Source organism: Streptomyces sp. NPDC054047, from assembly GCF_055585065.1.
This window is the reverse complement of the sequence record NZ_JBVJKV010000012.1, coordinates 192,478-210,650: the sequence shown is the minus strand read 5'-3', so window position 1 is coordinate 210,650 and position 18,173 is coordinate 192,478. Positions and strand designations below refer to the sequence as shown.

The 18,173-nt window shown below is 71.4% G+C and carries 16 protein-coding genes; 7 read left to right on the top strand and 9 right to left on the bottom strand.

Going from position 1 to position 18,173, the window contains the following annotated elements; genetic code table 11:
• Nucleotides 1-82 precede the first annotated feature (82 nt).
• Nucleotides 83-1,357, top strand: a complete 1,275-nt coding sequence (locus tag ACZ6ZP_RS35005; RefSeq protein ID WP_469409813.1) for a DUF418 domain-containing protein — start codon at nucleotides 83-85, stop codon at nucleotides 1,355-1,357.
• Here ACZ6ZP_RS35005 and ACZ6ZP_RS35000 read toward each other — a convergent pair.
• The 3 genes from ACZ6ZP_RS35000 to ACZ6ZP_RS34990 form a co-directional block, all read right to left on the bottom strand.
• Complete coding sequence (locus tag ACZ6ZP_RS35000; RefSeq protein WP_469409810.1) at nucleotides 1,341-2,261, bottom strand: triphosphoribosyl-dephospho-CoA synthase; 921 nt, start codon at nucleotides 2,259-2,261, stop codon at nucleotides 1,341-1,343. The two genes, ACZ6ZP_RS35005 and ACZ6ZP_RS35000, sit on opposite strands and share 17 nt — an antisense overlap.
• A 13-nt stretch (nucleotides 2,262-2,274) precedes the next feature.
• On the bottom strand, nucleotides 2,275-2,457 hold the full coding sequence (locus ACZ6ZP_RS34995; protein WP_351162600.1) for a hypothetical protein: 183 nt from the start codon (nucleotides 2,455-2,457) through the stop codon (nucleotides 2,275-2,277).
• Nucleotides 2,458-2,543: 86 nt separating this feature from the next.
• Complete coding sequence (locus ACZ6ZP_RS34990) at nucleotides 2,544-3,050, bottom strand: carboxymuconolactone decarboxylase family protein (protein ID WP_351162598.1); 507 nt, start codon at nucleotides 3,048-3,050, stop codon at nucleotides 2,544-2,546.
• A 15-nt stretch (nucleotides 3,051-3,065) separates the two neighbouring features.
• Here ACZ6ZP_RS34990 and ACZ6ZP_RS34985 point away from each other — a divergent pair, with 15 nt between their 5' ends.
• Both ACZ6ZP_RS34985 and ACZ6ZP_RS34980 read left to right on the top strand, forming a co-directional pair.
• The gene (locus tag ACZ6ZP_RS34985; RefSeq protein WP_469409808.1) at nucleotides 3,066-3,620 is read left to right on the top strand and encodes a MarR family winged helix-turn-helix transcriptional regulator; all 555 of its coding nucleotides are present in this window, start codon (nucleotides 3,066-3,068) and stop codon (nucleotides 3,618-3,620) included.
• Between the two features lie 97 nt (nucleotides 3,621-3,717).
• Complete coding sequence (locus ACZ6ZP_RS34980) at nucleotides 3,718-4,710, top strand: aldo/keto reductase (protein ID WP_351162594.1); 993 nt, start codon at nucleotides 3,718-3,720, stop codon at nucleotides 4,708-4,710.
• A 166-nt stretch (nucleotides 4,711-4,876) separates the two neighbouring features.
• Here the strand turns inward: ACZ6ZP_RS34980 and thpR are convergent, their stop codons facing one another.
• Nucleotides 4,877-5,446: an RNA 2',3'-cyclic phosphodiesterase gene (thpR, locus tag ACZ6ZP_RS34975; protein ID WP_469409804.1), complete on the bottom strand. Its 570-nt coding sequence runs from the start codon at nucleotides 5,444-5,446 to the stop codon at nucleotides 4,877-4,879.
• Between the two features lie 197 nt (nucleotides 5,447-5,643).
• On the opposite strand from thpR, the gene ACZ6ZP_RS34970 reads away from it, so the two are divergent.
• Nucleotides 5,644-6,150: a GNAT family N-acetyltransferase gene (locus ACZ6ZP_RS34970; RefSeq protein WP_351162590.1), complete on the top strand. Its 507-nt coding sequence runs from the start codon at nucleotides 5,644-5,646 to the stop codon at nucleotides 6,148-6,150.
• A 13-nt stretch (nucleotides 6,151-6,163) separates the two neighbouring features.
• Here ACZ6ZP_RS34970 and ACZ6ZP_RS34965 read toward each other — a convergent pair whose 3' ends face one another.
• Both ACZ6ZP_RS34965 and ACZ6ZP_RS34960 read right to left on the bottom strand, forming a co-directional pair.
• Nucleotides 6,164-7,504, bottom strand: coding sequence for an MFS transporter (locus tag ACZ6ZP_RS34965; RefSeq protein WP_351162588.1), 1,341 nt, complete (start codon nucleotides 7,502-7,504; stop codon nucleotides 6,164-6,166).
• Between the two features lie 68 nt (nucleotides 7,505-7,572).
• Complete coding sequence (locus tag ACZ6ZP_RS34960) at nucleotides 7,573-8,010, bottom strand: MarR family winged helix-turn-helix transcriptional regulator (protein ID WP_249589249.1); 438 nt, start codon at nucleotides 8,008-8,010, stop codon at nucleotides 7,573-7,575.
• A gap of 143 nt (nucleotides 8,011-8,153) precedes the next feature.
• Here ACZ6ZP_RS34960 and ACZ6ZP_RS34955 point away from each other — a divergent pair, with 143 nt between their 5' ends.
• Entirely contained in the window at nucleotides 8,154-8,336 is a 183-nt protein-coding gene (locus ACZ6ZP_RS34955) for a ribbon-helix-helix protein, CopG family (protein WP_351162586.1), read from the top strand.
• Between the two features lie 36 nt (nucleotides 8,337-8,372).
• Here the strand turns inward: ACZ6ZP_RS34955 and ACZ6ZP_RS34950 are convergent, their stop codons facing one another.
• Complete coding sequence (locus ACZ6ZP_RS34950) at nucleotides 8,373-9,815, bottom strand: NCS2 family permease (RefSeq protein WP_361467067.1); 1,443 nt, start codon at nucleotides 9,813-9,815, stop codon at nucleotides 8,373-8,375.
• A gap of 224 nt (nucleotides 9,816-10,039) precedes the next feature.
• Between ACZ6ZP_RS34950 and ACZ6ZP_RS34945 the strand changes: the two genes are divergently transcribed.
• Nucleotides 10,040-10,309 carry a DUF2530 domain-containing protein gene (locus ACZ6ZP_RS34945; RefSeq protein ID WP_351162582.1) on the top strand — a complete coding sequence of 90 codons (270 nt, stop codon included), beginning with the start codon at nucleotides 10,040-10,042 and terminating at the stop codon, nucleotides 10,307-10,309.
• Nucleotides 10,310-10,445: 136 nt separating this feature from the next.
• Nucleotides 10,446-12,848: an HAD-IC family P-type ATPase gene (locus tag ACZ6ZP_RS34940; protein ID WP_351162580.1), complete on the top strand. Its 2,403-nt coding sequence runs from the start codon at nucleotides 10,446-10,448 to the stop codon at nucleotides 12,846-12,848.
• A 6-nt stretch (nucleotides 12,849-12,854) separates the two neighbouring features.
• Here ACZ6ZP_RS34940 and ACZ6ZP_RS34935 read toward each other — a convergent pair whose 3' ends face one another.
• Entirely contained in the window at nucleotides 12,855-13,673 is an 819-nt protein-coding gene (locus ACZ6ZP_RS34935) for a calcium-binding protein (protein ID WP_351162578.1), read from the bottom strand.
• Nucleotides 13,674-13,929: 256 nt separating this feature from the next.
• Nucleotides 13,930-17,067: a sacsin N-terminal ATP-binding-like domain-containing protein gene (locus ACZ6ZP_RS34930; protein WP_469409798.1), complete on the bottom strand. Its 3,138-nt coding sequence runs from the start codon at nucleotides 17,065-17,067 to the stop codon at nucleotides 13,930-13,932.
• Between the last annotated feature and the right edge of the window lie 1,106 nt (nucleotides 17,068-18,173).

Sequence of the window (18,173 nt, the reverse complement as noted above, 5' to 3'; positions counted from 1 at the left end):
GCCCTTCTCGCTAGACCGAAGGCGCCTTCTCGCTAGACCGATGGCGGATGTCCGTCCGTGGGTGGCTTCCTAGCGTTCAGGCATGACGGTTGAGAGCACTGACGAGGCCATACCCAGGACCACGAAGACCGCGCCCCGCCGCGCGGGCGTGCTCCCCGGCGAGCGGGCCCTCGCGCCCGATCTCGCGCGTGGGCTCATGCTGTTGTTCATCGTGCTGTCCAACACCGCGTTCCATCTGACGGCGGCCCGGCGCGGGGCATCGGGGTGGCAGCCCGTGGACGGCGGGTGGGTCGACCATGCCGTGCAGTTCGCCATGATCACCACGCTCGACCTGCGCATCTACCCGCTCTTCGCGTTCCTCTTCGGGTACGGGATGATGCAGCTGTTCCTGCGGCAGACGGCCGCGGGGACCCCGGAGCGCGACGCCGTGCGGCTGCTGCGCCGGCGCAGTCTCTGCCTGCTCGTCATCGGGCTGCTGCACTCCACCCTCCTGATGGCCGGGGACATCGTCGGCTACTACGGACTCATCAGCCTCGTCCTCGGCTGGCTCTTCCTGCGGCGCGGCGACCGCGCGCTGAAGTGGTGGATCTGGATCGCCACCGCCCAGTTCGTGCTGCTCGCCGCCGAGCCCGTCGTATCGGCCGCGCTGGCGGGCGAGTTGGGCTCGATGGGCGAAGTGGGCGCGGCACCGGGGGCCCAGGCGTACGCCGCGGGCGAGGGGAGCTGGCCGACGGCGGCGGGGACCCGCTTCATGACCGGCCTGTTCGTCACCTACGCGGCGGCCCCGCTGTCGCTGGTGGGCGGCGCGTACGTCGTCTTCCTGCTCGGCTTCTGGGCGGCGCGCAAGGGCGTGCTGGAAGAGCCGGGGCGCCACCTGCCCCTGCTGCGGTGGACCGCCGTGATCGGCATCGCGGTGGGATGGCTGGGCGCGCTGCCCGCCGCGCTGGCCCACGTCGGCGCGATCACCGTCCCGGACGACGCGCAGAGCGAGAGCGGGGTGCTGACCCTGCTGCGGGACGCCACGGGGAACGCGGCCGGTCTCGGGTACGTGGCGGCCGTGGCGCTGTTCGTCCACTGGTGGACGCGGCGCCCAGGCCGCCGGGGAGCCACGGCCGTGACCGCCGTCTCCGCCGTCGGCAAGCGCTCCCTCTCCAGCTACCTCGCCCACTCCCTGATCTTCGCCCCGATCCTCGCCGCCTGGGGCCTCGGCCTCGGCGAGCATCTGACGAGCGCGACCATGGCGCTCTTCGCGCTGGGGGTGTGGCTGGTGACGGTCGCCGGGGCGTACGCCATGGAGCGGGCCGGGCGGCGGGGGCCGGTGGAGGTGGTGCTGCGCCGGGTCATGTACCGGAGGTGAGGGTGGCGCGACCGTCACCACGGCCCGAACTCGCGTCTGTGGGCCGCGTCTTGGCGGGCCACGTCGATGCCACGTCGTCGAGGAAGATGCCGCAGGCCAGCAGCGCGGCACTTCCCCGCGGGCGCAGATCCCCGCCGCGCAACTCGGCGTCGAACGACACGAGCGCGGCGGCGCCTTCGGGGGTCGTGGTGCCGCCCGCGTCGAGGATCTCGCGGGCGCCTGCCTGGACCGCCCGGAGGCCGCGTGGTCCCGCCGCGTACAGGATTCCGGTGTCCTGAAGCGTGCTCATGGTGGAGAGCAGGACATCGGGCCGCCCCGTACCCGCCCGCAGCGCCGCCAACGCCCGCCGCACGTGCGGGAATCCGGCCCGCGCCTCACCCCGCGCCCCCGCCGCCCCGTACCGCGCGGAGACCGTCGAACCCGGCGAGGGAAGGCGCGGCGCCGAGCGGTCCCGCAGGGCGGCCAGGGCCTTGGCCGTGTCCGTCAACTCACCTATGGATGCACCGAGTATGGATGCACCGTGTATGGACGCACCGTGTTGGAGCGGCGACCCGGGCTGCGGGGACGCCCCGGCCTTGAGTGCCGTCGCGGCCACCAGCAGGCCCATGGACCAGATGCAGCCCCGGTGCGTGTTCACCCCTCCCGTGGCCCGCAGCATCGACCGCTCCGTCGCGCGGCCGATGAAGCCGAGCTCCTCGCGCAACGCCCGCGTGGGCCCCGCGTTCCTGCGGGCGGCGGCCGCCATCGCGGCGAAACCGGGCTTCAGCGCCCGCGCCGCCCACCGCACCGCGGTGACGTCCTCCCGGACCGCTCCGGCCCTCGGCGCCAACTCGGCTTCGGCGACGAGCGCCCGGACGGCCGCACTCGCCAGCCGTTCGTCGTCGTACGCTCCGACAAGACCCACGACGTCACGCCCCCTACGACTCCGACGGAGCGCCGCTGGGAGCGCCACTGGGCGGAGCCCCGGTGGGTGCGGCCGCGGACCCGGAGTCCGTGCCCGATGAGCTGCCGCAGCCGGCCGGCGCGAGCCCGGCCGTCCCGGCGGCGGCGCCGCCGAGCGCCAGGACCTTGCGCCTGTTGAGATCGCTTTCCGTTGCCATGGGCCCGACGCTAGGCCTGCTTCCGGTGCGTTCCCTCAGGACTCGCTGTGAACGGCCTGTGCGTCAGCCCCGCCCCCCGGGGCCCCTCAGGTGGCGCGCGTCAGCCGGTTCGCCAGCGTCGACATCGTGTACGTACCGATGCCCATGACGACCTCCAGGGCATTGCGCTCGGTGTGGCCCGCCGCGAGGAACCGCTTCAGCTCCTCGTCCCCGACGCCACCGGCGGTCGCGAGGACCTCCAGCGTGAACTGCCGTACCGCCTCCAGGCGTTCGTCGGCCGGCGCCCGGCCATCGCGCAGCGCGGCGATCACCTCCGTGCCCGCGCCCAGTTTCCGCAGCTTGGCGGTGTGCATGGTCACGCAGATGTGGCAGTCGTTGCGTACGGCCACGGTCATGATGACGACTTCACGGGCCACGGGCTCCAGCGTCGTGCGCTCGAAGGAGGCGCTCAACTCCAGGAAGCCGTTGAGCAGTTCGGGCGACTCGGCGAGCCGCGCCACCGCGCTCGGCGTCTTCCCGAAGGCGGCGGCGGTGCGCTCCATCGCGGCGCGGGAATCGGCGGGTGCGGTTTCCACGGTGTGCTCGGCGAACAAGAGGTACCCCCTACGATGGACAACGTGGTTGACGATAAGAAGGTAAACCAGGTTGTCGATACCCGCAAGGGCCAGGCGCGCAGTGAACCGTCCGGGGAGGAGGAGAGCGACGGGCGCGGCTTCGAGCTGCCGCTGCTCCTCTTCGCCGGGTTCCGCACGCTGATCGACCGGCTGCACGCCGAGCTGTCCCGCCAGGGCCACCCCGACGCGCGCCCGGCCCACGGCTTCGCGATGCAGGCGATCGGCGTGCGGGGCGCGAGCGCCAGCGACGTGGGCCGCCGTCTCGGCGTCTCCAAGCAGGCCGCGGGCAAGACGATCGACCGCCTCATCGCCCTCGGCTACGCGGAACGCACCGACGACCCGGCCGACGCCCGCCGCAAGCTGGTCCGCCTCACCCCGCACGGCATCGACGCGCTGCGCCGCTCGGCGGCGATCTTCGAGGAGCTGCACGCGGAGTGGGCGAAGCAGCTGGGAGGGCAGCGGCTGCGCGCGATGGAGGACGACCTGCGCTCGGTCGTGCCGCCGGACGCGTTCCGCCTGGACGCGGCGGGCTGGCTCGGCGGCCCGTGACCTCGCCCGCTCGCCGCCCCCTTGCCGCCCGCCCCGCCGCCCCTCCCCTCGCCGCCCTCTTGCATAGAGCGCACTCCAAGTCGTTGGCTGAGTACCCATGAAGTACACGCAGCTGGGACGCACAGGACTCAAGGTCAGCCGACTCGCGCTCGGAACCATGAACTTCGGGCCGCTGACCAACGAGCCGGACAGTCACACGATCATGGACGCCGCGCTCGACGCGGGCATCAACTACTTCGACACGGCCAATGTCTACGGGTGGGACGAGAACAAGGGCCGCACCGAGGAGATCATCGGCACCTGGTTCACGCAGGGCGGCGAGCGGCGCGACAAGGTCGTGCTCGCCACCAAGATGTACGGGAACATGGCCCTCGACGGGAAGCCGGCCTGGCCCAACCACGATCTGCTCTCGGCGGTCAACATCCGCCGCTCCGTGGAGGCTTCGCTCAAGCGGCTGCAGACCGACTACATAGACATCTACCAGTTCCACCACATCGACCGCCGCACTCCCTTCGAGGAGATCTGGCAGGCCATCGACACCCTCATCACCCAGGGCAAAATCCTTTACGCGGGTTCATCGAACTTCCCCGGATACAAGATCGCCCAGGCGAACGAGATCGCCTCGCGGCGCGGCAGCTACGGCCTCGTCAGCGAGCAGTGCCTCTACAACCTCGCCGAACGCAGCGCCGAGATGGAGGTGATCCCGGCCGCCCAGGACTACGGCCTGGGCGTCATCCCGTGGTCGCCGCTGCACAGCGGCCTGCTCGGCGGCGTGCTCAAGAAGGAGGGCGAGGGCTCGCGGCGCACCAGCGGGCGGGCCGCGTCGGAGCTCGCGAAGCCGGAGGTCCGCGCGCAGGTCCAGGCGTACGAGGACCTGCTCGACAAGCACGGGCTCGCGCCGGGTGAGGTGGCGCTCGCCTGGCTGCTCACCCGTCCCGGCGTGACCGGGCCGATCGTCGGGCCGCGCACGGCGGAGCAGCTCACCAGCGCTCTGCGCGCGGTCGAGCTCGAGCTGTCGGACGAGCTGCTCGACGCCCTGGACGAGATCTTCCCGGGGCCGGGGCCCTCGCCGGAGTCCTTCGCCTGGTAGCAGGTGCCGTCAGGCCGCGGTCATCGCCTCTGAGCCTTGCCGAGTCTCACTGAGCCCTGCCGAGTCTCACTGGCCGACCGCGGCCGCCACCGCTACGACGACGAACATCAGCACGAGCACACCGGCCATGATCCGGTTCCTGGTTTTCGGGTCCACGTAGTCGAGGTTAACCGGCTCCGCCCAGTGGCCATCGACCGACCACCTCATAGCGGGGCCGCTCCCCCGCTACGCCGCTCTTGGGCAGATTGCTTCGTACGAGGGTCAGCTCGCCCACGGTCCACTCCCCGCCCCCGAAGTCCGCGAGGCCCTCGACGTACGGCCGCAGGGGCGGCTCCCCCTGGCCGCGGGCCAGCGTCAGGTGCGGGCGGTAGTGGCGGTGCTCCTCCATGGTGATGCCGGACTTGCGGGCCGCGGCGTCCGCCCGCCGGGCGAGGAGGCGCAGGGTGTCCAGGTCCCCCTTGGCGCCGGCCCAGAGCGCGCGCTCGCCGAAGTGGCCTCCCCCGTGCAGGGCCAGCGGGAAAGGGGCCGTGCGGTGCGCCGCTCGGGACAGCCGCTCGGACAGCTCCGGGACGGTGTCGTCCTCGACCTCGGCCATGAAGGCGAGCGTGAAGTGCCAGCTCTCGCGGAGCGTCCAGCGGAGGGCTTCGGCACCCGGCAGGGTCTTCAACCTGTCCACCGCGTGGGCCAGTTCGTCCGCCGCCGCGGGGGGCGGCAGCACGGCCGCGAAGAGTCTCATGGGGGTGAGTCTCGCCTCCGGCGGTTCTTTTCCCCAACCCCGCCCCTTCCCGGCCGTGACATGTGCGGCTCCGCCGCGGGCCGCTCTGGCGCGGGGGCCTTGGTGGCCGTCCTCACCGGCTCCGCCGAGTTCGTCCTCAAGGGCCGGACGGGCTGAAACCCCGGCCCACGCCACCGGAAGTGGGATAGGAAGATCGCATGGACCACATAACCATCCGCCCCGCAGGCCCCGACGACACCGCCACCGTCCTCGCCCTCTTCGACGGCGCCGTCGCCTGGCTCGTCTCGCAGGGCCGCACCGGGCAGTGGGGCGACAAGCCCTGGTCGGCCAATCCGAAGACCATCGCCCTGGTCGAGAAGTATCTGACCACCGGCTCCGCCTGGATCGCGGAGATCGGCGGGGAGGCGGTCGGCACGGTCACGCTGACCGACGGGCCGGGGGACTACATCGCTGCGGTGGACGAACCGGAGCAGTACGTCCACCTGCTGGCCTCCCGGCACGGCTCGGGCGCGGGCGCCGCCCTCCTCGCGCACGCGGCGCAAGAAACCCGGAGACAGGGAGTCTCCCTGCTCCGGGTCGACTGCTACGCGGGCGACGACGGCAAGCTCGTCGCGTTCTACGAACGCAACGGCTTCACGCGCACCGATGCCTTCCTCGCCCAGGACGGCACCTGGCCGGGCCAGGTCCTGGCCCGGCGCGTCTAGTCACGACAGCGGCCTACGCCGCCGTCGCCAGCTGCTCGCGCGGCACGAACTGCACGTGCTGCTGCCCGCGCCGCAGATCCACCTTCAGCCGCAGATTCGCGGCGCGGGCCAGCATCAGGCCGACGCCGACCGCGGCCACGGCGCAGATGAGGCCGCCCGCGGCCATGCTGAGGCGCACGCCGTACGCGTCGGCGAGCCAGCCGAAGAGCGGGCCGCCCAGCGGCGTGCCGCCGGTGAAGACCATCATGAACAGCGACATGACCCGGCCCCGCATCTCGGGGTCCGTGGCCATCTGGACCGAGGAGTTGGCGGTGACGTTCACCGTCAGGCCCAGGATGCCGATCGGGACGATCAGGGCGACGAACATCCACAGCTCGGGCGCGAACGCGGCCACGATCTGCAGCACGCCGAAGGCGATCGCGGCCCCGGCGAGCAGCCGCAGGCGTGAGGTGCCGCGCCGGGCCGCGAGCAGTGCTCCCGCCAGGGAGCCGATCGCCATCAGGGTGTTGAAGAGCCCGTACATCCCCACGCCGCCGTGGAAGATGTCGTCCGCGAACGCGCTCAGCCAGATCGGGAAGTTGAACCCGAAGGTGCCGATGAAGCCGACGAGGACGATCGGCCAGATCAGCTCGGGGTGCTTGGAGACGTAGTTCAGGCCTTCCTTCAGCTGCCCCTTGCCGCGCGGCTTGCGCGGGGTGTGGTGCAGCTCGCTCGTACGCATCAGCATCAGGCCGGTGAGCGGCGCGAGGAAGGACAGGCCGTTGGCGAGGAACGCCCAGCCGGGGCCGACGGCCGCGGTGAGACCACTGGCCACGGCCGGGCCGATGAGGCGCGCGGACTGGAAGTTCGCCGAGTTCAGCGAGACGGCGTTGCGGACCTGGTCGGGTCCGACCATCTCGGAGACGAAGGACTGCCGGGTCGGGTTGTCGACGACCGTGACGAGGCCGGTGAAGAAGGCCGCGAGGTAGACGTGCCAGACCTGGACGTTGCCGCTCAGGGTGAGGGTGGCGAGGAACAGGCCGCTGATGCTCATCGCGCCCTGGGTGCAGAAGAGCAGCTTGCGCTTGGCGAAGCGGTCGGCGATGACGCCGCCGTACAGGCCGAACAGGAGCATCGGCAGGAACTGCATCGCGGTGGTGATGCCGACCGCGGCCGAGGAGCCGGTGAGGCTCAGGACCAGCCAGTCCTGGGTGATGCGCGCCATCCAGGTGCCGGTGTTGGAGACAACGGCGCCGGAGGCGAAGAGCCGGTAGTTGCGGATCTTCAGCGAGCTGAACATCGACGACTTGGCGGCAGGGGTTTTGTCGAGGGCGGTTGGTGCGGGGGCGGAGTCTGCTCCGGATCCCGTACTCAAAGGCGGTTCGCCTCCTTGGCGTCGTGCGGTCGTACGGCACACGGCGGGTGGCCCGCCGGGTGCGCTGCTTACAGGTGCGCGAGCTTCTCCAGGACGGGAGCGGCGGCGCGCAGCCGCGCCCACTCGTCCTCGTCGAGGTGCTCGGCCAGACCGGCCAGCCAGGCGTTCCGCTTGCGGCGGCTCTCCTCGAGCATGGCCTCGGCCGTCTCCGTCTGGGTCACCACCTTCTGGCGGCGGTCCTCGGGATGCGGCTCGAGCCGGACGAGACCCTTGGCTTCGAGCAGCGCGACGATGCGGGTCATCGACGGCGGCTGCACGTGTTCCTTGCGGGCCAGCTCACCGGGGGTGGCGTGGCCGCAGCGGGCGAGGGTGCCGAGCACCGACATCTCGGTGGGGCTCAGCGACTCGTCGACCCGCTGGTGCTTGAGTCGACGGGACAGGCGCATCACGGCGGAGCGCAGGGAGTTCACGGCGGCGGCGTCGTCACCATGGGAGAGGTCCGGCATGTTCGTTAGAGTAACTCATTACTCTAGCTAAAGACCACTCGATTCCCTCTTCCCACGCCACGGAACCTTTTCGTCACCCATATGAGTGAGGCGGCTTCGGAAAGTGAGACACGGCGCGTGGGACGGCGGCGACCCTGTCACGCATGGGATCGACAGTGCTCAGCCTGCGAATAGACGGTGAGCTGCTCGACCGGCTCAAGCAGCACGCCGCCAAGAGGGGAATGAGCGTCCAGGACTATGTGGTCGGGACGCTCATCAGAAACGACTTCGACGAACGCTTCCAGAGCGCCGTCGAGGAGACGGAAAAGTTCTACGGGGCGGCCTGAAGGCCGCCCCGCATGTACTGACACCAGTCCTGCCGCCTACGTCAGGCCCAGCGCCGGCATCAGGTAGTAGAAGCCGAAGACGGCCGCCACGACGTACATCGCGACCGGCACCTCGCGGCCGCGGCCCGAGGCGAGGCGCAGCACGGTGAAGCTGATGAAGCCGATGCCGATGCCGTTCGTGATCGAGTATGTGAACGGCATCATCAGCATCGTCAGGAACGCCGGGATCGCGATGGTGAAGTCGGCCCAGTCGATCTGGGTGATCGACCCGGACAGGATCAGGAAGCCCACCGCGAGCAGCGCGGGCGTGGCCGCCTGGGACGGGACCATCGTCGCGATGGGCGTGAGGAACAGCGCCACGGCGAAGAGACCGCCGGTGACGATGTTGGCGAAGCCCGTACGCGCGCCTTCGCCGACGCCCGCCGTGGACTCCACGAAGCAGGTGGTGGCCGACGAAGACGAGGCGCCGCCCGCCGCGACCGCGATGCCGTCGACGAACAGGACCTTGTTCATGCCCGGCATGTTGCCGCTCGCGTCGGTCAGCTTGGCCTCGTCGCCGATGCCCATGATCGTGCCCATGGCGTCGAAGAAACAGGACAGCAGCACGGTGAAGACGAAGAGGATGCCGGTGAGCAGGCCGACCTTGTCGAAACCGCCGAACAGGCTGACCTGTCCGACGAGGCCGAAGTCCGGCGTCGCGACGGGGTTGCCGGGCCACTCGGGCGTCGTCAGACCCCAGGACGGCACGGTCGCGACCGCGTTGATGATCATCGCGACGATCGTCATGACGACGATGCTGATCAGGATCGCGCCGGGCACCTTGCGCACGAGCAGGCAGAGCGTGAGCAGCGCGCCGAGCACGAAGACGAGGACCGGCCAGCCGTTGAGGTGCCCGTCGCCGCCCAGCTGGAGCGGGACCGTGGTGTGCGCGGCGTCCGGGATGCGCGAGACGAAGCCGGCGTCCACGAGGCCGATCAGCATGATGAAGAGGCCGATGCCGATCGCGATGCCCTTGCGCAGGCCGAGCGGCACGGCGTTCATCACGCGCTCCCGTAGGCCGGTGGCCACGAGCAGCATCACGACGAAGCCCGCGAGGACGACCATGCCCATCGCGTCGGGCCACGACATGCGCGGCGCGAGCTGGAGGGCGACCACGGTGTTCACGCCGAGTCCGGCGGCGAGCGCGATCGGGACGTTGCCGATGACGCCCATGAGCAGCGTGGTGAAGGCGGCGACCAGGGCGGTCGCGGTCACCAGCTGGCCGTTGTCGAGCTGGTTGCCGTACATGTCCTTCGCGCTGCCCAGGATGATCGGGTTCAGCACGATGATGTAGGCCATCGCGAAGAAGGTGGCGAAGCCGCCGCGGACCTCACGAGCGAGGGTCGAGCCCCGCTCGCTGATCTTGAAGAAGCCGTCGATGCCGCCCTGCGGGGGCGTCGGCGGCTTGGCGTCGACCGGGGCTGTGGCCGAGGAAGGCATGCGGGACCTCGTGGACTCAGGGAAACGCAGAGAAAGGGGGAAGATCGTTAAGTGGTGGGCCAGTGATCGATTTGTTTGTTCTTACGAAAACAACCAGCCATTAACGAGCGGTTTCAGTATGAATACATGAAGGAGAATTCGCTATCTCCGCGCGTAGACCCTTGTGGCGTCAGGGCCCAGCGACCCCCGCGGGGCCCCGCCCCGGCTGCTCGTAAACTGTGCGCATGGAGAAGTGGACACCCAAGCACGACGCGCCGGAGCCCCTGGAGGGCCCCGTCGTCGCCACCATCACGGGCGGCACGATCCTCTGGTTCGTCCTCTTCCTGGTGCAGCTGCCGTTCTACGGCTGGTTCGACGACCGCGACGCCACCTGGTGGGTGTGGACCTGCCTGGCCGGCGCGGGCCTCGGCCTGATCGGCATCTGGTACGTGCGGGGCCGCGACGCCGCGCTCAAGCGGGAAGCGGAGCGCAAGGCGGCCGCCTCCGCCGAGTGAGGCCCGGCCCGCCCCGCGGTAGTCCCTCCCTCGGGGTAGCGCCCGTACAACCACGGGAGTGTCCGTGTCCTACCGTGGTCGGATCTTTGGGCCACTCAAGGGGTGAAGGCCCCGCACCGCCCGTACCGTCGATGCCATGACGCATATCGACGCGGGCGCCGAGCTCGACCCGGTCCACCCGGTGGCGCCGCCGACCGGACGCGCGACGGGTCTGACCGCCGCCGAGGTGGCCGAGCGGGTCGCACGCGGCGAGGTCAACGACGTACCCATCCGCAGTTCGCGCTCGACCACCGAGATCGTCCGGGCGAACGTCTTCACGCGGTTCAACGCGATCATCGGCGTGCTCTGGGTGATCATGCTCTTCGTCGCGCCGATCCAGGACAGCCTCTTCGGCTTCGTGATCATCGCCAACACGGGCATCGGCATCATCCAGGAGCTGCGCGCCAAGAAGACGCTGGACGGACTCGCGGTCATCGGCGAGGCCAAACCGACCGTGCGGCGCGACGGCAGCGCGGCCGAGATCTCCACCTCCGAGATCGTCCTCGGCGACCTGGTGGAGCTGGGCCCCGGCGACAAGATCGTCGTGGACGGCGAGGCGGTCGAGACCGACAGCCTGGAGGTCGACGAGTCGCTCCTGACCGGTGAGGCCGACCCGGTCATCAAGAAGCCCGGCGACAGGATGATGTCGGGCTCCTTCGTGGTCGCGGGCGGCGGCGCGTTCACCGCCACGAAGGTCGGCCGCGAGGCGTACGCGGCGCAGCTCGCCGAGGAGGCGAGCCGCTTCACGCTCGTCCACTCCGAGCTGCGCACCGGCATCTCCACGATCCTCAAGTACGTGACGTGGCTGATGGTCCCGACCTCGATCGGCCTCATCATCAGCCAGCTCGTCGTCAAGGACGACAACTTCAAGGAGTCCATCGCCTACACCGTGGGCGGCATCGTCCCGATGATCCCCGAGGGTCTCGTCCTCCTGACCTCGGTCGCCTTCGCGATCGGCGTGATCCGCCTGGGCCGCCAGCAGTGCCTCGTCCAGGAGCTCCCCGCGATCGAGGGCCTGGCCCGCGTCGACACGGTCTGCCTGGACAAGACCGGCACCCTCACCGAGGGCGGCATGGACGTCACCGAGCTGCGTCCGCTGAACGGCTCCGACAAGACGTACGTACGCAAGGTCCTGGGCGCCCTCGGCGAGTCCGACCCGCGGCCGAACGCGTCGCTCCAGGCGATCATCGACTCCTACCCCGACAGCGAGGAGTGGCGCTGCACGGAGTCGCTGCCCTTCTCCTCGGCCCGCAAGTACAGCGGCGCCTCCTTCAGCGAGGGCGACGGCAACAACTCGACGTGGCTGCTGGGCGCCCCCGATGTGCTGCTGCCCGACGGCGACCCGTCCCTGGCCGAGATCGAGGACCTCAACCAGCAGGGCCTGCGCGTGCTGCTCCTGGCCCGCGCCGCCGGTGAACTGGACGCCCCGGACGTCGCGTCGGGGGCCCGCGCCACCGCCCTGGTCGTCCTGGAGCAGCGGCTGCGCCCGGACGCCGCCGACACCCTGCGGTACTTCGAGGAGCAGGACGTCAGCGCCAAGGTCATCTCCGGCGACAACGCGGTCTCGGTGAGCGCGGTCGCCGGAAAGCTGGGTCTTCCGGGCGCGGAGAACACCGTGGACGCCCGCAGGCTGCCCACGGAACAGGGCGAGATGGCCGAGGCCCTGGACGCCAACTCCGTCTTCGGCCGGGTCACCCCGCAGCAGAAGCGCGACATGGTGGGCGCCCTCCAGTCACGCGGCCACACGGTCGCGATGACGGGCGACGGCGTGAACGACGTACTGGCCCTGAAGGACGCCGACATCGGCGTCTCGATGGGCTCGGGCTCGGAGGCGACGCGGGCCGTGGCCCAGATCGTGCTCCTGAACAACAGCTTCGCGACGCTGCCCTCGGTGGTCGCCGAGGGCCGCCGGGTCATCGGCAACATCACGCGGGTGGCGACGCTGTTCCTGGTGAAGACCGTCTACTCGGTCGTCATCGCGCTGCTGGTGGTCTGCTCGCAGGTCGAGTACTTGTTCCTGCCACGCCACCTGACACTGCTCTCGACCCTGACGATCGGCGTCCCGGCCTTCTTCCTCGCCCTCGCGCCCAACAAGGAGCGGGCCAAGCCCCACTTCGTACGAAGGGTCATGCGGTACGCGATCCCGGGCGGCGTCGTCGCGGGCGTCGCCACCTTCTGTACGTACCTCCTGGCGCGCCACCACTACGCGGGGGCGGGCGCACGGGAAGCCGAGACCAGCGCGGCCACGCTGGCGCTGTTCCTGATCGCCATGTGGGTCCTCGCGATCATCGCCCGCCCCTACACGTGGTGGCGGCTCGGCCTGATCGGCGCGATGGGTCTCGGCTTCCTGCTGGTGCTGACCGTGCCGTGGCTCCAGGACTTCTTCCAGCTGAAGCTGGTCGGCACGACGATGCCGTGGGCGGCGGTCGCGATCGCGGCGGTGGCCTCACTGATCATCGAGGTCATCTTCCGCTGGGTCGGCCGCCGCTTTCCGGCCTAGTCGCTACTAGTTGACGTCCACGAAGTCGGCGGTCGAGGTGACCGCGGGGGTCGTGGACGTACCCGCGAAGACGTAACGGTAGTAGCCGTCCGCGGAGGCCGTCACGGTCGTCTTCAGGTTGCCCTTGGTGTCGGACGTGACCGTCTTCAGGGTGGAGTAGGAGGTCGCACCCTTCTTCTTGTACTGGAGCTTCACGGACTGCTTGGTGTAGCCCGCGTACTTCGAGGTGTCCCAGTTGGCGCGGGTGAGGGCGCCGGTGACCGTGAGGGTCTTGCCCTTCTTGATGGGCTCCGGGGAGGCGTTGGTGGTGAGGCGGGCGTTGCGCTGGATGTTGGCGTCGGACTTGTACGTCTCGCCCTCGGCCGAGTCGCCGTCGTTCGCGCCCGCGGCCGCGTAGACCTTCCAGCCCGAGCCGGCCAGGTTGTTGTAGAGGTCGATCGTCGGGTCGGCGACGACCGTGACGGAGCAGGTCGACGTGGTGGCGTTGACGACCTTGCACGTGCCGTCGAAGTCGTCCGGGGTCAGGACGCCGTCGGCCGTGTCTATGCTGCCGCCGTGGTACAGGAACGCGCTGCCGCCCGCGATGCCCTCGGGGTCGGTGGCGGTGACGGCGACGGTGAACTTCACCTTGTTGGTGGTGCCGACGACGACGTTCTTGCCGCCGTTGACGGAGACCTTCGTGATCTTGGTGTCGCCGACGTTCGCACCCTGCGCGGCGAGGCGCGGGGCGGACGTCGGGCCGTCGGCGGCCTGGGCGGCCGGAACGACGAGTGCGGAAAGGGCCAGGGTGCCGGTCAGTGCGGCCACGGTGGCACGAATGCGCATGTGTTTCCCCAAGTGGGAAGGGGGCTCCACGGTGCGCTGGCTGCTGTCACGCGGAGCCCAGTGATCTAGGAGTCTGTTGACTCGGAAGATCAGACTCGCGACATGGGCCACTGGTTGTACGGGAAGTGAAGATTTAGTGACCGAGAAAGTTGACCGCTAAAGGGAACGCGGGCTTCCGGCGGGATGCGCCGGAAGCCGGTCACGGGAAGCCGGTCACAGGAAGCCCGTCACAGGAAGCCCGTCACAGGAGCGGCCCTCAGTCGAACCAGCGGTCCCGCTCCAGCTCGTCGGTGCGGGAGGGGTCCTCCAGCAGGGCGGCGACCTCGAAGCGGCGCGGCCACTGGCCCGCCGCCCAGGCGAGACCGGCGGCGACGCCCTCCAGCGTGGCGGCGTGGATGGTGCCGTCCGGCGTCCGGCGCCAGTCCAGCTCCACTCCCCCGGCGACCAGTTCCTCGTGCTCGACGTACGTCTCCGGGGTGGCCGGACCGAGCAGCGTACGGACCGGCTCCGGCACCGGATGCTCTTCGCCCTCCCCCGCGGGCTCCACGGCCGCCGTCTCGCTCAGCCTGCGCACCTGGAACAGCTCGGCCAGATCGCCCGCCTTGCGCGGCTGCACGGGCAGCAGCGCCACGCCCCCGGTCAGCGGCAGCAGGTCAGGGGCGTCGGCGACGACCGCGTCCGCCACGTCGACCACCACGACCTCGCCGTCCACGACGGCCCGCACCTCGTCCGGCAGCGTCACCTGCTCCGGGTCCAGATCGGCCAGGGCGCCGTACAGCGCGTGCAGTTGGGCCGCCGAAACGGTCCTCTCCGGGTCCGCGAGCCGGTCGAGCAGCTCGGCGGCGCCGCCGGGCTCCTCCAGGAGAGCGGCGACCGACGTGCGGACGCCGAGCGCGCGCAGCACCTGCTCGTCGTCGAACCCGGAGGCGTCGGCAGCGTCGTAGAGCCCTTCGAGCAGTGGGTCGCCGCCCGAGGCACGCAGACCGGCGGGCCGCCGGCCGCCGAGCACCGGATTCCCGCGCAGCCACCACGCGGTGTACGACCGGACGGTCTCCGTCGTGCCGTCCGGGAGCAGAATCCGCAGCGGCTGCGTCAGCGCGTCCCGCAGCGGCGGGCGCGAGAGCATCGCCAGGGCCTGCGGCCAGCAGTCGTCGTCGACCAGGTCCAGATCCCGTACGGCGATGATCTCGGTCGCGACGGGCGGCACCGGAGTGTCGGGCAGCCGGTCGAGGACGTCCTCGCACCACACGTCGACCGCGTCGAGCAGACCGGGGTCGTCGGGCTCGGCGAAGTCGCTCTCGCGCGGCTCCATCTCGTCGGGGTCGAGTACGACGTCCGTGGCGCGGACCAGCGCGAAGTTGGCGAGGACACCGCACCCGGCGAGGGGCTGCTCGCCCCAGCGCTCGGCGAGCTCGGCGTCCACGGTGGCGAGTTCGTCCTCGCGCATGATCTGGGCGAAGGGGCTGCCGGGAAAGACCAGTTCACCGGCGGGAGCGAGTTCGCCGTCCTCGTCGTCGGGCAGGGCGAGCGCGCCGAGCCAGGGCTCGTCGCCGGGCGAGAGGTTCGCGTCGCGGACGAGCGAGAGCACGATGTCCGCGAGCTCCTCGGCGTCCACGGCGTCCTCGTCCCACGTGTCGTCGTCGAGCGACGCGGCGACGGCGGCGCGGACCTGCGGGGTCGTCAGGACGGCGCGGGGCGTGGCGGGCAGGGCGCCGAGCTTCTCCAGGAGAGGGTGCACGGCGTCGGGGTGCGCGACCTTCAGGCCGAGCCGGACGAGGGCCGCGGGGTCGCTGTCGTCGCCGATGACGGGAAGGAGGACCTGGCGGGGCCCGATGGTGGTGCGCCCGTCGGCCAGCGGCACGGGCAGCCCGGTCAGCCGGTCGGGATCGACACCGGCGAGGGCGTCGTACAGCCGCCGCCACCAGTCCGGCTCCCGCTCGAGACCCGTGAGGCGGTCGATGGCCTCGGTCAGCGGTACGCGGGCGACACCGAGGGTGCGCAGCTCGGCACGGCGCTCAAGTCCCGCGGGCAGCAGGCTCGGCAGGACGTCGGCGAGCACGCGTACGGTCTCGGCGCCCGCGCCCTCCACGACCTCCGCGTCACGGGGCCGCAGCGCGACGGGAACCTGCCACTCGGGTACGTCGGGGTCGTCCTGGGGAACGGCCTCCACCGCGGGCGGCAGGAAGGCGGTGCGCGGCAGCCGGTCGAGGATGGCCTGGCGCAGGGCGCCGTCGAGCTCGCTCTTGCCGAGGGGGCCGGGGACGAGGCCGATGATGCCTTCGCCGACGGGCCGCCAGTCGGCGAGGAGTTCGGCGTACGCGTCGGCCGCGCGCTGCACGAGGAAGTCGGTGAGGGGCCCGGGGGCCGCGTGCCGCCGGGTGGTGTCCAGCGGGAACGAGGCGATCAGCAGGGCGGGCACGCCGAGCGGCTCGTCGCTGGGGGTCGGCGCGTGCAGGACGGGGGCGCTGCGGGGGGCTTGCGGGGCGCCTTCGCGGTCGGTGGGTACGGCCCAGGTGACGGACCAGTGGGGCCTCAGCCGCTCCTCGACGGGCCGGTCGGCGAGGAGGCCGGGCTCCAGGGGGCCCTGGTGGCTGACGGTGCGCCAGCGGGTGTTGCCGTCACGGGTGTCGGAGACGTCGACGTAGCCGGGCTCGGCGGTGCGACGGAGGGTACGGACGGGGGAATCCCCGACCTGGACGACAACTTCCTCAAGCCCCGGAAGGGCAAGAAGAAGAGCGTCGTCGATCCCGTCCAGGAGCCGTACGACAAGGTCCTCGGCGGCGGCGTCGCGCAGCGGCAGGATGACGACGGTGTCGTACCCCTGCGGGGCGGTCCCTTCGGCGGCGAAGGGCAGCCGCAGGAGGGGTACGTGGCCGTCGCGGCGGCGGACTTCGTCCCCGAGCCCGGGGCTGAACCGGGCGGTGTCGGCGGCGAGTTCGCGGGCCTCGCTCAGGGACCAGCGGACTCCGCCGGTACGCCCGACGAGCGCGGGCTCGTCCGAGACGGCGAGCACGGCGGCGAAGCCGACGCCGAACCGGCCGACGGCGCCGTTGGTCTGCTCCTCGCGCTTGGCGGAGGCGCGGAGGGTGGAGAGGGATTCGACGCCGGTGGCGTCGAGGGGTGCGCCGTTGTTGGCGGCGGCGAGTACGCCGTCCCGGAGGGTGAGGGCGAGCCGTCCCGGAGCACCGGCCCTCGCCGCCGCGTCGGCGGCGTTCTGGGCGAGCTCGACGATCAGCCGGTCGCGGTAGCCGCCGAGGGCGAGGTCCTCCTCGGCGTTGGCGTCCTCCCGGAACCGGGCCGGGCTCGCCGCCCAGGCGTCGAGGACTCCCCGCCGGAGCCGTGCCGTGCCGAACGGGTCAGTACCCTCGGCCGCCGGCCGCACGGTCTTGCTCACGGTGTCGTCTCCCTCGCTTGGTTCGCGGGCCGAACGGTACCGCGTCCCGCCCTCCCCCCGACGAGCGGTCCACCCCCACGTGGCCGGGTGTCTCCTACGGCCCCGGCCACTCCTGGCCGGGGGCCGCCTGGACGCACGTGGCCTGGGGCCACCTGCGGGCCCACCCGTACCCGGGTGCCACCTGCGGGCCCGCCCGTGCCCGGTTGCCACCTGCGGGGCCCGCCCGCTTCCGGCCGGGGCCGTCCGTGCCCGGGTGCCACCTGCGGGCCCGGCTACTTCCGGCCGGGGGCCGCCTGGACCGCGCTCCGCGCGGGTCTCTCCCACCCACCCGCCCGTTTACCCGCATCACGCCGCGCGCGTAAAGGCGGACCGCAGTACGCCACCCGCGGCCCGGCGACCACCTACCCGCGCTCCGCGCGGAGCGTCTCCCACCCACCCACCCGATTACCCCGCAGCACGCCGCGCGCGTAAAGGCGGACCGCAGTACGCCACCTGCGGCCCGGCGACCACCTACCTGCGCTCCGCGCGGAGTGCCTCCCACCCACCCGCCCGATTGCCCCGCAGCACGCCGCGCGCGTAAAGGCTGTGCGCGTCGTGGTGGACGGATGTACGTCGTCTGCGGCCCGGCGTTCGCCTACCCGCGCTCCGCGCGGAGTCCCCCACCCACCCGCCCGTTTACCCCGCAGGGCAATCGGGTGGGCGGGCGGGAGAGACCCGCGCAAAGCGCGGAAGGCCGACCCACGACGCTCAGCCGAAACGACAAGCCCCCGCCCCCACAACACCCCGGGGCAAACGGGCGGGTGGGCGGGAAAGATCCGCACGGAGCGCGGGAAGCCGACACACGGCGCATAGCCGAAGAGACGAGCCCGCGCCCCCCCCACAGCACCCGCACCGCGGGGCAATCGGGTGGGCGGGTGGGAAAGATCCGCGCGAAGCGCGGGAAGCCGACACACGGCGCTTAGCCGAAGAGACGAGCCCCCACCCCCCACAGCACCCGCACCCCGGGGCAAACGGGTGGGCGGGTGGGAAAGATCCGCGCGAAGCGCGGGAAGCCGACACACGGCGCTTAGCCGAAGAGACGAGCCCCCACCCCCCACAGCACCCGC

Bases quoted from the DNA above. Each gene is read 5' to 3' on its own strand.
- ACZ6ZP_RS34935 (WP_351162578.1), bottom strand. From the start codon at position 13,673: ATGCGCATTCGTGCCACCGTGGCCGCACTGACCGGCACCCTGGCCCTT.
- ACZ6ZP_RS35005 (WP_469409813.1), top strand. From the start codon at position 83: ATGACGGTTGAGAGCACTGACGAGGCCATACCCAGGACCACGAAGACC.
- ACZ6ZP_RS34960 (WP_249589249.1), bottom strand. From the start codon at position 8,010: ATGCCGGACCTCTCCCATGGTGACGACGCCGCCGCCGTGAACTCCCTG.
- ACZ6ZP_RS34940 (WP_351162580.1), top strand. From the start codon at position 10,446: ATGACGCATATCGACGCGGGCGCCGAGCTCGACCCGGTCCACCCGGTG.
- ACZ6ZP_RS34980 (WP_351162594.1), top strand. From the start codon at position 3,718: ATGAAGTACACGCAGCTGGGACGCACAGGACTCAAGGTCAGCCGACTC.
- ACZ6ZP_RS34995 (WP_351162600.1), bottom strand. From the start codon at position 2,457: ATGGCAACGGAAAGCGATCTCAACAGGCGCAAGGTCCTGGCGCTCGGC.
- thpR (WP_469409804.1), bottom strand. From the start codon at position 5,446: ATGAGACTCTTCGCGGCCGTGCTGCCGCCCCCCGCGGCGGCGGACGAA.
- ACZ6ZP_RS34955 (WP_351162586.1), top strand. From the start codon at position 8,154: ATGGGATCGACAGTGCTCAGCCTGCGAATAGACGGTGAGCTGCTCGAC.
- ACZ6ZP_RS34985 (WP_469409808.1), top strand. From the start codon at position 3,066: ATGGACAACGTGGTTGACGATAAGAAGGTAAACCAGGTTGTCGATACC.
- ACZ6ZP_RS34970 (WP_351162590.1), top strand. From the start codon at position 5,644: ATGGACCACATAACCATCCGCCCCGCAGGCCCCGACGACACCGCCACC.
- ACZ6ZP_RS34950 (WP_361467067.1), bottom strand. From the start codon at position 9,815: ATGCCTTCCTCGGCCACAGCCCCGGTCGACGCCAAGCCGCCGACGCCC.
- ACZ6ZP_RS34945 (WP_351162582.1), top strand. From the start codon at position 10,040: ATGGAGAAGTGGACACCCAAGCACGACGCGCCGGAGCCCCTGGAGGGC.